We start from the raw sequence: 12,495 nt of genomic DNA, 5'->3' as shown, positions 1-12,495 counted from the left end.
CCCCGCTGGGGGCCCGGGGCCCACTCCCGCCCCGCCGGCGTTTGAGGTGCCAGGGCCCAGGGGCGGGAGCCCCAGGCCCCGGCGGACGCCGAAAACCCCCACCCACCCCCAGCAATCGCCCGGCAGTATGGCTCCGTGATCTACCTGATCCTCGGCCTCACCGAGGCCCGCGACGAGACCGGCCCCCGCCCCCTCGGCGGCCCCCGCCTCCGCGCACTCCTCACCGCGCTCGCCCTGCGCGCCGACACCCGGACCCCGGTCCCCGTCGCCGACCTCATCGACGACGTCTGGGGCGACGACCCGCCCCAGGACGCCCCCGCCGCCCTCCAGGCCCTCGTCGCCCGCCTGCGCCGCGCCCTCGGCTCCCGGGACACCGTCCTGGCCGACCCCGCCGGCGGCTACCGCCTCGCCGTCGCCGGCCCGGACGACGTGGACCTCCACCGCTTCACCCGGCTCGCCCGCCAAGGCACCCGCGAACTGGCCGAAGGCCACCGCACCGCCGCCGAAACCCTCCGCGAGGCCCTCGCCCTCTGGCGCGGCCCCGCCTTCGCCGACCTCCCGGAGCCCGCCCGCACGGCCCACGCGCCCGCCGCCGAAGCGCACCGTACGGCCGCGCTCCGCGACCGGGTCGAGGCCGACCTCCGCTCCGGGATCCCGGACCCGGCATCGCTCCTCCCGGAGATCGAGGCACTGATCCACGAGCACCCGTACGACGAACCCCTCCGCGCCCAGCAGCTCCGCGCCCTCCGCGCGGCCGGCCGCCCCGCCGAGGCCCTCGCCGCGTACGAGCGCACCCGCCGCACCCTCGCCGATGCCCTCGGCGCGGACCCCGGCCCCGAACTGGCCGCCCTGCACGCGGAACTCCTCCGCCCGACCCCACCCCGGACCCCGCCCCCCACCCCCGCCCCCGCCCCCGTCCCGCAGGGCAACCTCCGCCCCCGCCTCACCTCCTTCGTCGGACGCGAACCCGAACTCGCCTCCCTCCGAGACGACCTGGCCCGCCTGCGCCTCGTCACGCTCACCGGCCCCGGCGGCTCCGGCAAGACCCGCCTCGCCGAGCACGCCGCCGCCGACCACGCCGACGCGGCCGCCGCCACCGGCCGCCCCGAGCCCGCCTGGATCGTCGAACTGGCCCGCCTGGACCACCCGGCGGCCGTCCCCGGAGCCGTCCTCAGCGCCCTCGGCCTGCGCGAGAGCTCCCTCGTGGCCCGCGAGAAGACCCCGGCCGAGGACCCCACCACCCTCCTCGTCGAGCACTGCGCGAACCGCCGTCTGCTCCTCGTCCTGGACAACTGCGAGCACGTCATCGGCGCCGCCGCCGACCTCGCCGATCGCCTCCTCGCGCACTGCCCGGGCGTACGGATCCTCGCCACCAGCCGTGAACCCCTCGGCGTCCCCGGCGAAACGCTCCGCCCCGTCGAACCGCTCCCGCCCGCCCCCGCGCACCGGCTCTTCGCCGACCGGGCCGCTTCCGCCCGCCCCGGGTTCACCCCGGACGAGGACCCGGCCGCCGTCGCCGAGATCTGCGCCCGCCTCGACGGCCTGCCGCTCGCCATCGAGCTGGCCGCCGCCCGGCTGCGGCTGCTCACCCCGCGCCAGATCGCCGACCGGCTCGACGACCGCTTCCGCCTCCTGACCGGCGGTTCCCGGACCCTCCTCCCGCGCCAGCAGACCCTGCGCGCCGTCGTCGACTGGTCCTGGGACCTCCTCTCCGAGCCCGAACGCACCGTCCTGCGCCGCCTGTCCGTCTTCGCGGGCGGCTGCGACCTGGCGGCGGCCGAGGCGGTCTGCGCGGACGACAACGGCGCGGACGACAACGGCGCGGACGACAACGGCGCCGACGACCACGGCGCTGACCCCCTGGAGCCGGCCACCCCCCTGGACGTACCCGACCTCCTCGGTTCCCTCGTGGACAAGTCCCTCGTCCTCGCCGAGCCCGCCGGCCCCACCGGCATGCGCTACCGCATGCTCGAAACCATCCACGAGTACGCCACCGAACGCGCCGCCGCCGACCCAGCCGCCCGCACCCGTACCGCCCGCCGGCACGCCGCCCACTTCACGGCCCTCGCCGAGGAGGCCGAGCCCCTGCTCCGCTCCGCCGCCCAGCTCCCCTGGATCCGCCGGATCGAGACCGAGCTCGACAACCTCCGCGCCGCCCTCCACAACACCGTCACCCACCACGACGACACCGCCCGCCGCCTCGTCTTCGCCCTCGGCTGGTTCTGGTGGCTGCGCAACTACCGCGACGAGGGCGCCGAATGGGCGGCCCGCGTCCTGGCCGTCACCCCGCCCGGCCCGCCCCAGGACTCCGCGCCCTACTGGGAGCTCATGCGCCTGGAAGCCCTCCACTTCTTCCTGCTCGCCGAGGGCCGCGAGATCGAGCAGTTCCACTCCACGGAGTACGCCGCCCTCACGGCCCGCATCGTCGAGGTCTTCGCCCGCGGCGGACCGGAGTCGGCCCGTTTCCCCGGTCTGCTCTGGCCCATGGCCTCGTTCCTCACCGGCAACGCCCTCGACTTCCGCGGCCAGCTCGACGCCACCGTGGCGAACTGCCGCCGCCACGGCGGTGACTGGGAGCTCGGCGTCACCCTCATGCTCCGCACCCACGTGGCCATCGACATCACCGGCGGTCTGCCCACCGTCGACGAGGACATCGCCGAACTGCACGAGATCGCCCACCGCGTCGGCGACCGCTGGATCCGTTCCCAGGTCGCGAGCGCCTCGGGCGAACTGGCCCTCTCCCAGGGCCGGTACGACGACGCCCGCACCGAGTACGAGGAGTGCCTGCGCCTCGCCCGCGAGGTCGGCGCGCACATCGAGGCGCCCTTCGCGCTCGTCCGGATCGCCGAAGCGGCCTTCTCGGCCGGTGACTTCGACGAATGCGAGCGGCTGCTGGACCAGGCGGACCTGGAGGCCGGGCAGTTCGGCGGGGTGTACGACGTCCGCGCCTACAGCCATCTGGTCGCCTCGCTGCTCGCGCTCTTCCGCGAGGACCTCGCCCGGGCCCGCACCGAGTGCGATCTGGCCCGCGCCGAGGCCGGGAAGGTCACCGGGCCGCCGCAGCTCACCGCCGGGCTCGACAACATCGACGCGCTCCTCGCCGGACGCGAGCAGGGCCCCGAGGCCGCCCTGGCCCGGATCGCCCCCTCCCTGGCCGCCGCCGTCGAGGGGCACTGCGCGGAACGGGTCCTCGCCGCGCTCGCCGACACCGCCGCCCTTCAGCTGGCGGCCGCAGGCCGCTCCGCCGAAGCCGTACGGGTCCTCGCCGCCGCCACCGCGTGGCGCGCGGGCCACCCGCGCTCGGTCCCGGAGGCGGCGGCCCTGGCCGGTCTCCCGGACCGCACCCGAGCCGCGCTCGGCCCGGAACGCCACGCCCGCGAGGAGGCGGCCGGCGCCGCCCTCACTCCGGCGCAGGTGGCGGCGCTCCTCGCGGAAACCTGACCGCCGCCCGCCGCCCGCCTGCCGCCGCCCGCCGCGTCAGCGGCAGCTGATCACGGCGTCGGCCCAGCTCGCCAGCGTCGGCAGGCGGCCGTCCCCGGCCCGCTCCACGACCAGGCGCAGCGTCTTGTGCCCGGCCAGGGACACGGAGACGCCCACCGCCCGGTCCTCGTAGCCGAGCGCGCGGGACTGCCACAGGCGCTGCCCGTCCGCGTACACGGAGAAGCGCACCTCGCCGTCCGTGAGCAGTGACAGGCCGTCCACACCGGCCCGCGCGGAGAAGTTCGTGCACTGCCGGTTGAGGGCGATCTCCACGGAGGAGCGGGAGTCGACGGTGATCCCGTTGGCATAGCGCTGCCCGCCGATCTGCGGGCCCCAGCGCTGCCACACCCAGCTGCTGCGCCAGGTCTGGATCTCGGGACCGCTGTGGTCCCCGAAGACGGAGTGGTCCAGCCCGGAGAGCCGGAACCCCTCCGCGGCCTGAGACGGCGGCGGGGGAGCCGGCGGCTTCGGCCGGGGACTGACGCTGCGGCTCGGGCTCGGCGAAGGCCGCTCCGGGCTCGGCGAGGGCGCCGGCACCTTGGCGGCCGGCGGCGCGGGCGGGGTCGGCGAAGACGTCCGCGGCGGCGGTACGGAGCTTCGTGCCGGCGGCGGCTCGGCCTCCGTCGGGCTCGGCTCCTGCGCGGCGGGCGCGGAACTCCCCGGCACCGGCAGCACCGGCGCCGCCAGGCTGGGCGCTGGCTTCGCCCGGGCCTGCGGCTCGGTGTCGTCACCGGCCAGTGCGAACACCACCCCGGCGGCAGCGGCGACCACGACCCCGGCGGCGATGGCGGCCTTCGCGGGCAGCCCCAGCCCCTCGGAGGCCACGGCTCCGCCGACCCCGCCGGACCCGCCCGCCGCGGCCCCACCGGCGGCCCCACCCGCGGCCCCTGCTCCGGCCCCTGCGGTCGATCCGCCCGCTGCGGCAGCGGCGGCCCCGGCACCTCCCGCGGCGACGGCCCCGCCCGCCACCACCCCGGCGGCCTTGGCCGCGTACCCGGCGGCGAACCACCCGATGACCGCGACCGGCAGCAGCGCGGGAATGCCCGCGTTGACGTCCTTGAGTTCCCCGGCGGCGATCCGGCACCGGGCGCACTCCTCGAGGTGCTTGCGCAGCCCCCGCTCGGCCCGCATGCGCAGGCCGCCGCGGGCGTACGCGCCCAGCCGGTCGGCGTACCGCGCGCAGTCCCCGCCCGAGCTCAGCGCGGTGCTCACATGGGCCTGGAGGTAGGCCTGCTTGAGCCCCTCGCGGGCCCGGCTGGCCAGTACGGCGGTGGCGTTGGCGCTCAGCCCGAAGAGCGGCGCGATCGCGCTCGGGGAGGCCTCCTCGACGGTGGTGTGCCACAGCACGGCCTGCCACCGCTCGGGCAGGCTCCGGAAGGCCTGCATGGCGAGGGACTGCTCGGCCTCGTGCATCGCCCGCACATCGGCGCCGAGTTCCAGGGTGTCGTCCCCGCTCAGCGCGACGGGGCCGTCCCCGGTTCCGGCCGCCTGCTCCGCGAACAGCGCGAAGTCCTCGACCAGATGCTCCCGCTTGGCCGTCTTCGCCCAGGCCGCGGCGACCCGGCGCACGGTGGTCAGCAGGTAGGCGCGCACCGACTGGTCCGGACCGGCCCCGCCCCGTACCGCCTGGAGGGTGCGTGCGAACACCTCCGCCGTCAGGTCGTCGGCGGTGTGCCCGTCCCGGCAGCAGGTGCGGGCGTAGCGGCGTACGGCATCGGCGTGCCGGCGGAACAGCTCCTCGTACGCGCCGTCGTCGCCGCCGCGCATCCGGGCGATCAAGTCCCCGTCGGACGGCGGCAGCTCGCCGCTCGACCCGGCGGCGTGCCGCCCGCCCGGTTCGCGCTGCGCCGGGACCTGCCGGGCGGGCAGACTGCCCGCCTCGACATCGCCACCGGCGCGCGGTTCTTCCCGCCCGTCAACGCTCATCGCGGAAGCCCTCGTACGACACGCTCAAACCGGTACACCGATCCAGCGTGTCACATGGTGGCCGCGCACCGGACCCGTCTCCACGCCATCCACTCATCCGGGCAAGGTCCGGCGAATCGCCGTACGTGACCTCACCCGTTCGAGCGAGCAGCCGTTCGATGGATCCGGTTGACGCGACCACCAGGACGGGGTCCCGCCACTCCCTGTCAGACGGTCCGGGACCGCAGTCCCTCGAGCAGGATGTCGAGCAGTCGCGCCGAGGCCGCCGCCTGCTGCGCGGCGTCCGGCAGCGCGGGCGCCGCCGTGGCTATCACCAGCAGCACATCGGCCACCGTGACGTCGGCGCGGAGCTCACCGGCCTCCCGGGCACGGTCCACCAGACGGCCGACGACCTCCAGCAGCGCACCCGCGCCCGCGTCGTCCGAGGGCTCGTCGTCCAGACCGGTCCGCGGAGCCCCCACGACCCGCAGGTCGGGAGCCCCGCCGGCCACGACGGCCTGACGCTGGTGCGGGACGCGCGCGTCCTCGTCCTGCGCCCCGTCCTCCTCCGGCCCGCCGACCCGCAGCACCTGCGGCGGCAGCAGCCGCCCGGCGCCGGAGGCCACGGAGGTGCGCAGGAACCGCGACAGCGCCTGCCACGGCTCCTCCTCCTGGCCGAGCGCGGTGCGCGCCTGCTCGGTCAGCCGGGAGGTCTCCTCCTCGGCTATCCGCCGGACCAGGACGTCCTTGCTGGGGAACCGCCGGTAGACGGTGCCGACGCCGACGCGCGCGCGCCGTGCCACGTCCTCCATCGGGGCCCCGTAGCCCAGCTCGCCGAAGACCTCGCGGGCCGCGCGCAGTACGTGTTCGAGGTTGCGCTGAGCGTCGACGCGCAGCGGCGTGGAGCGGCCCACGCCGTGCGTGGTGGGACCGCCCGCCATCAGACGGCCATTGCTTTCCGCCGAGGCCGTGGCCGTCGACAGTGCCGTGCCAGAAGCATGGAAATCGGAAATGTGCATGTGTATCCCCCGGTAATCATTTGTCTCCCCCCGGAGACACTCCCCGCCTTCGCGTCGAGGGGGGCCACGGTCATGAGGGCCCTGGTCCTACTCCTCGACGAGATACGAACATAGTTGAGCCAGAGTCAATTCAGAAGAGGCAGCCCCGGACGGACCGCCGCCCGATCGGAGCATTCACCCTCACTTTTCCGTTCCAAGTCCCCGGAATCACCCCTTCCGCACTGTCTGACCTGCGCACCTTCACCTACATCCACATCCCTGGACAACCCCGTCCCGGGCTTCCCTCCGGTCACACAATTTGTCGGGCCTGTGGACAAACTCCCGGCCACGTTGCGTCATGGGATGGTGAAGGCTGCTAACTCCCGGGGCACGGCCCCCGGTACCCCGCCCCGTACGCGGATCCTCATCGTCGGCGGCGGCTACGTAGGCATGTACACGGCACTCCGGCTCCAGCGAAAGCTGAGAACCGACGAGGCCGAGGTCACGGTGGTCACTCCCGAGCCCTACATGACGTATCAGCCCTTCCTCCCCGAAGCGGCCGCCGGCTCCATCTCCCCGCGCCACGTCGTGGTCCCGCTGCGCCGCGTCCTGCCGAAATGCCGCATCGTCATCGGCGAGGCCCGGCGCATCGACCACGCCGCCCGGACCGCGACCGTCACCACCCTCGCCACCGAGGAGGAGGGCGGCGGCCCCATCGAGATCGAGTACGACGAACTCGTCCTCGCCCCCGGCTCCGTCTCCCGCACCCTGCCCATTCCGGGACTCGCCGAATACGCCATCGGATTCAAGACGGTGGAAGAGGCCATCGGCCTGCGCAACCACGTCATCGAACAGATGGACATCGCCTCCTCCACCCGCGACCCCGCCATCCGCGACGCGGCCCTCACCTTCGTCTTCGTCGGCGGCGGCTACGCCGGAGTCGAGGCCCTCGGCGAGCTGGAGGACATGGCGCGCTACGCGGCCCGCTACTACCACAACGTCAAACCCGAGGACATGAAATGGGTGCTGGTCGAGGCCAGCGACCGGATCCTCCCCGAGGTCGGCCCCGAAATGGGCACCTACACGATCCGCGAACTGCGCCGCCGCGGCATCGACCTGCGCCTCGAGACCCGCCTCGAATCCTGCGAGAACCGCGTCGCCGTCCTCAGCGACGGCGCGCGCTTCCCCACCCGCACCGTCGTCTGGACCGCCGGCGTCAAACCGCACCCGATCCTCGCCGCCAGCGACCTGCCCAAGACCGACCGCGGCCGCCTCGCCTGCACCTCCTTCCTCACCGTCGAGGGCGTCGAACACGCCTGGGCGGCCGGCGACGCCGCCTCCGTCCCCGACATCACGGCGCCCGAGAAGGGCACCGCCTGCGCGCCCAACGCCCAGCACGCCGTCCGCCAGGCCAAGGTCCTCGCCGACAACCTCGTCTCGGCCCTGCGCGGCGGACTCCTCACCGAGTACGCCCACAAGTACGCCGGCTCCGTCGCCTCGCTCGGCTTCCACAAGGGCGTCGCCCACGTCTACGGCCGCAAGCTCAAGGGCTACCCGGCCTGGCTGATGCACCGGGCCTACCACCTCAGCCGCGTCCCCACCCTGAACCGCAAGACGCGCGTACTCGCCGAATGGACCCTCTCCGGTCTCTTCAAGCGTGAGATCGTCTCCCTGGGATCCCTCGAACACCCCAGAGCAGAATTCGAACTCGCCGCGGGCGGAGGCCCCAAGGACCCCCCGAAGGAGAGCCGGGGCTGACGTTGTCAGTGCCGTCGGCCACACTGGACGTGTGACCATAGGTGGGCTCACACCTGCACAGAGTGACATCAGCGTGACATCCGAGTGCCACCCGAGTGCCACCGAGTGACACAGCGACCACGAGCGACACCACGAGGCTTGAACGCAGTGAACTTCACGCGCTGGAGCGCCCGGTTCCCCGGAACGCAGCGTCGCGCCGCCGCCCGGTCCGAACACGCCGCCGCCCAGGCCAAACGGGGCGAAGGCTCGGTCCCCGCGGCCCGCGGCGCCGCCGGCCAGTCAGCGACCGCGCCCGACGGCGGCCCCGCCGACCCCACCGTCCGCGGCACCGGCTCCGCCACCGCCGCCACGCCCGCCACCGCCGGTACGGGAAACCCCGCCGCGCCCGTGCCCTCCCCCGACGAGCTCTCCGTCCGGGACGTCCTCGGCCGCCTCCCGGCCCTCGTCGCCCTCGTGCACGGCCCCGAGCACCGCGTCGCGTACGTCAACGACGCCTACACCGCCGGCTTCGGCGCCCGCACCCCCGGCGCCCCCGCACACCTGGCCCTCCCCGAGCTCGGCGAGCTCGGCCTGCTCCCGCTCCTCGACCAGGTCCAGCGCAGCGGGAAGCCCCGTACCGCCAAGAACCGCACCGCGCCCGGCGGCGGCAGCTCGTACACCGTCACCTGCACCCCGGTCGACTTCCCCAAGGCCCCCGCCGAGGACGAGGGCGAGGGCCCCCATCCCACCGGCATCCTGATCCACCTCGCCGACGTCACCGACCACGCCGAGGCCGCCGAACGCCTGCGCGCCAGCGAGCGCCGCCAGCGCGAGGCAGCCGTCACCCTCCAGCGCTCCCTCCTCCCGCAGGAACTGGAACAGCCCGACGACCTGCGCGTCGCCGCCACTTATCAGCCCGGCGGCACCGAGGCGGCCGTCGGCGGCGACTGGTACGACGTCATCACCCTCGGCGCCGGCCGCACCGCCCTCGTCATCGGCGACGTCATGGGCCGCGGGGTCCGCGCCGCCGCCGTCATGGGCCAGCTCCGCACGGCGGTCCGCGCGTACGCCCGCCTCGACCTCCCGCCCCACGAGGTCCTGCAGCTCCTCGACGGACTGGCCGCCGAGATCGACGCCAGCCAGATCGCCACCTGCGTCTACGCCGTCCACGACCCCAACGAGGGCCTCCTCGCCTACGCCTCGGCCGGCCACCTCCCGATCCTCGTCCGCGACGAGGACGGCACCGTCCGCCGCGCCGCCGACCCGACCGGCCCGCCGCTCGGCACCGGCGGCTGGCTCCACACCTCCGGCACCATCGCGCTGGGCCCCGGCTCCACCGCCGTCCTCTACACCGACGGCCTGGTCGAACGCCGCGGCGAGGACATCGACGAAGGCGTCGCCGCCCTCGAACGCGCCCTCTCCGGCGCCCAGGGCACACCCGCCGTCATCTGTGACCGCCTGATGCGCGCCCTCGGCGTCGACGCCGACCACGACGACGACGTCGCCGTGATGGTCCTGCAGCAGCCCGCCCGCACCGGAGCCGATGCCGAGCTCTTCCACAACGCGGCCCTGGAACTCCTCGGCGGCATCGAGGCCGCCCCGCGCGCCCGGGCCTTCGCCCAGGGCGTCCTCGCCTCCTGGCGCTTCCCGGTGGAGCTGTGCGACCTCGGTGTCCTGGCCGCCAGCGAGCTCGTCGCGAACTCCCTCCAGCACGGCACCCCGCCCATGCGCCTGCGCCTGCGCCGCACCGACCGCCGGCTGATCATCGAGGTCACCGACGGGGACGACCACCTCCCGCGCCGCCGCCGCGCGGAACCGGCCGACGAGACCGGCCGCGGCATCTCCATCGTCGCCACCATCGCCTCGTCCTGGGGCTCGCGCCGCACCCCGGGCGGCGGCAAGGCCGTCTGGTGCGAGTTCGCGCTCCCCGACAAGGACAAGGAAAAGGACAAGTAGCCCCGGCCGCGAACGCCGGACCGCGCACACGAAGAAGGCCCCGATCCACCGGACCGGGGCCTTCTCCACATCACTGCCTCTTACGCGTGCACGGGCTCCGCGGCCTTCGCCTGCTCCGCCGACCCGGTCACGACCACGCTCGGCGCCAGCGAGGGGTTGTCCTGCACCGGCGTCAGCTGCTTGCCGAGGCGCAGCGCCAGCCCGGCGATGCCGAGCGACACCAGGACGAAGATCCCGATGTACAGCATCGGCACGCCCGCACCCAGCGGCACACCGAGCGGCCCGAGCGCCAGCGCCATCTGCTTGACCAGGGCGAAGGCCGAGTTGTACTGGCCCACGGAGCCCTCCGGAGCCAGGTCGGCCACCAGCGGGGCCAGCGTCGGCGACAGCATGGCCTCGCCGATGCCGAAGAGGGCGTACGTGGTCACGAACGCGGCGGCGGCCATGACGGCGCTGCCGTGCCCCAGACCGGAGAACCCGGCGATGATCCACGCGCCGGTCCAGATCAGACCGACGAGCGCGATCACGCGGGAGCGGCGACGGTTCTCCACCAGCCGCAGCACGACGAACTGCGCGAGGACGATCGCACCGGTGTTGGCGGCCAGCGCGAACCCGAGCGTGGACGGGGAGATCCCGGCGGCCTCGGTACCGAAGGCGGCCAGACCCGACTCGAACTGTCCGTAGCAGGCGAAGAAGAGGACGAAGCCGAGGACGCAGAACTGCACCATGGCCTTGTGCTCCAGCAGCCGCTTCCAGCCGCCGCCCTTCTGCGCGGCGTCCTTGGCCAGGGCATTGCTGATGGCCGGCACCTGCGGCATGCGCACGGTGGCGATGACCCCGGCCAGCACCAGGAACATCACGGCCTCGATGCCGAAGAGCAGGGTGAAGCTGCCGGGACGGGTCTCGTCGACGATCAGCCCGCCGATGAGCCCGCCGATGCCCAGACCCAGGTTCTGCATGAAGAACTGGAGGGCGAAGGCACGGGTCCGGGTGGACGGCGTGGAGCACCGCACGATCATCGTGGCCAGCGCGGGCTGCATGACGGCCTGGCCGGCGCCCAGCGCGAGCGCCGAGAGCAGGATCGCCACCACACCCGTGGAGAGCCCGAGCGACAGCGCACCGGCCGAAGCCAGGAAGGCGGCACCGATGACGACGGGGACCGGACCGCGTCGGTCGATCACCCGCCCGGTGAAGGGCAGCGCGAGAAGCGCGCCGAGGGCGAACGCCATGAACGCGCCGGTGGCCCACATGGGGTCCAGCTCTCGCACCTTCGCCGCGTAGACATAGAGGAACGGAACCGTGAAGCCGATGCCGAACGCGGTCAACGCGTTCCCGGCCTGGATCCGCCGCATCGCAGCGCCCATCACCTTGGTCACTTCTCACCACCTTGATTGCTGAAGCTTGAAGACTTCATCCCTAAAGTTCGATCCTTAACTCTACACACCGAAGGAGTTAGACGCCAACGGGCTCGTGCGATACTTCGAACCATGGGTGACACCCCCGACGGCACTGCGCCCGTCCACGAGCCGAGCCTCGACGAACAGATCGCCGTCTATCAGCGCGAGTTCCAGGACCTCGACCCCCAGGTCGAGAAGGTCGTCTCGGCCCTGAGCCGCCTGAACCGCCGCATGAACGTGGCGTACGGACGCCAGACCGCGGCCCTGGGCATCAGCAACGCGGAGTGGGAGGTCCTCAAGGCCCTCGTCATCTCCGGGGCCCCGTACCGGATGGGCCCGAGCGAGCTCGCGAAGCAGCTGGGCCTCACGCCGGCCGCGATGACCCACCGGATCGACCGCATGACGGCGGAAGGCCTGGTCACGCGCGAGCGGGACGAGAACAACCGCGTCCGCGTGATCGTGGAGCTCACCGCGGAGGGCCGCAGCAAGTGGCTCGACGCGATGCGCGCGGCCACGGTCTTCGAGGAGGACCTCCTCCAGGACCTCTCCACCGCCGAGCGCGGAGTGCTGGGCGACATGCTCACCCGCCTCCTGGACCGCGTAGAGGCCCTCCAGTCCCCGCACTGAGCCCCGACCGGGTCCGGGGTTGACACGGACCCCCCGGATCCGTAAGGTTCTTCGAGTTGTCCCTGAGCCGAAAGGTTTCGGAGACGACGAATCCCGCCGCCTCGTTGCGGCACCCAACTCAGCACGATCTCCCACCGGGAACGCATTCGGCATGCCCGAATTCATTCCCGAAGGCCGATTATGAATCGCCCGGGAAATCCACTAGAGTTCTGGGAGTCGGAAGGGCCCAACAGCCCGGAAGACAAACCCCGCTGACTGGGAGTCAGGCCCGAAAGAGTCTGATAGAGTCGGAGACACAAGAACGAAGGAAGCGCCCGGAGGAAAGCCCCAGTAATTGTTACTGCGGGTGAGTACAAAGGAAGCGTCCGTTCCTTGAGAACTCAACAGCGTGCCAA

At 73.5% G+C, this 12,495-nt stretch carries 7 protein-coding genes; 4 read left to right on the top strand and 3 right to left on the bottom strand.

Translation table 11 applies throughout. The annotated features are described in order from the left end of the window. Window positions 1–135: 135 nt before the first annotated feature. The gene (locus ACWGDE_RS28220; RefSeq protein ID WP_453391847.1) at window positions 136–3,441 is read left to right on the top strand and encodes an ATP-binding protein; all 3,306 of its coding nucleotides are present in this window, start codon (window positions 136–138) and stop codon (window positions 3,439–3,441) included. Window positions 3,442–3,477: 36 nt separating this feature from the next. Here ACWGDE_RS28220 and ACWGDE_RS28215 read toward each other — a convergent pair whose 3' ends face one another. Together ACWGDE_RS28215 and ACWGDE_RS28210 are read right to left on the bottom strand one after the other, a co-directional pair. Next, window positions 3,478–5,406, bottom strand: coding sequence for a sigma-70 family RNA polymerase sigma factor (locus ACWGDE_RS28215; RefSeq protein WP_453391846.1), 1,929 nt, complete (start codon window positions 5,404–5,406; stop codon window positions 3,478–3,480). A 206-nt stretch (window positions 5,407–5,612) separates the two neighbouring features. Next, a complete protein-coding gene (locus tag ACWGDE_RS28210) occupies window positions 5,613–6,404 on the bottom strand; it encodes a TetR/AcrR family transcriptional regulator (protein WP_453391845.1) in 792 nt (263 codons plus the stop codon). 342 nt (window positions 6,405–6,746) lie between these two features. Between ACWGDE_RS28210 and ACWGDE_RS28205 the strand changes: the two genes are divergently transcribed. Further along, complete coding sequence (locus tag ACWGDE_RS28205) at window positions 6,747–8,141, top strand: NAD(P)/FAD-dependent oxidoreductase (protein WP_453391844.1); 1,395 nt, start codon at window positions 6,747–6,749, stop codon at window positions 8,139–8,141. 147 nt (window positions 8,142–8,288) lie between these two features. Beyond that, window positions 8,289–10,076 (top strand): ATP-binding SpoIIE family protein phosphatase, encoded by a 1,788-nt coding sequence (locus ACWGDE_RS28200; protein ID WP_453391849.1) that lies wholly within the window; start codon window positions 8,289–8,291, stop codon window positions 10,074–10,076. 80 nt (window positions 10,077–10,156) lie between these two features. Here ACWGDE_RS28200 and ACWGDE_RS28195 read toward each other — a convergent pair whose 3' ends face one another. Continuing rightward, window positions 10,157–11,440 (bottom strand): MFS transporter, encoded by a 1,284-nt coding sequence (locus ACWGDE_RS28195; RefSeq protein WP_453391848.1) that lies wholly within the window; start codon window positions 11,438–11,440, stop codon window positions 10,157–10,159. Window positions 11,441–11,563: 123 nt separating this feature from the next. Between ACWGDE_RS28195 and ACWGDE_RS28190 the strand changes: the two genes are divergently transcribed. Further along, window positions 11,564–12,100: a MarR family winged helix-turn-helix transcriptional regulator gene (locus ACWGDE_RS28190; protein ID WP_453391843.1), complete on the top strand. Its 537-nt coding sequence runs from the start codon at window positions 11,564–11,566 to the stop codon at window positions 12,098–12,100. Window positions 12,101–12,495: the final 395 nt, after the last annotated feature.

The organism is Streptomyces sp. NPDC054956 (assembly GCF_053609185.1).
Note: the sequence above shows the minus strand (reverse complement) of the source record. Positions and strands in the feature narration are given on the sequence as shown.

Excerpts from the sequence above, each read along its gene's own strand:
- ACWGDE_RS28215 (WP_453391846.1), bottom strand. The coding sequence starts at position 5,406 with ATGAGCGTTGACGGGCGGGAAGAACCGCGCGCCGGTGGCGATGTCGAG.
- ACWGDE_RS28190 (WP_453391843.1), top strand. The coding sequence starts at position 11,564 with ATGGGTGACACCCCCGACGGCACTGCGCCCGTCCACGAGCCGAGCCTC.
- ACWGDE_RS28195 (WP_453391848.1), bottom strand. The coding sequence starts at position 11,440 with ATGGGCGCTGCGATGCGGCGGATCCAGGCCGGGAACGCGTTGACCGCG.
- ACWGDE_RS28210 (WP_453391845.1), bottom strand. The coding sequence starts at position 6,404 with ATGCACATTTCCGATTTCCATGCTTCTGGCACGGCACTGTCGACGGCC.
- ACWGDE_RS28205 (WP_453391844.1), top strand. The coding sequence starts at position 6,747 with ATGGTGAAGGCTGCTAACTCCCGGGGCACGGCCCCCGGTACCCCGCCC.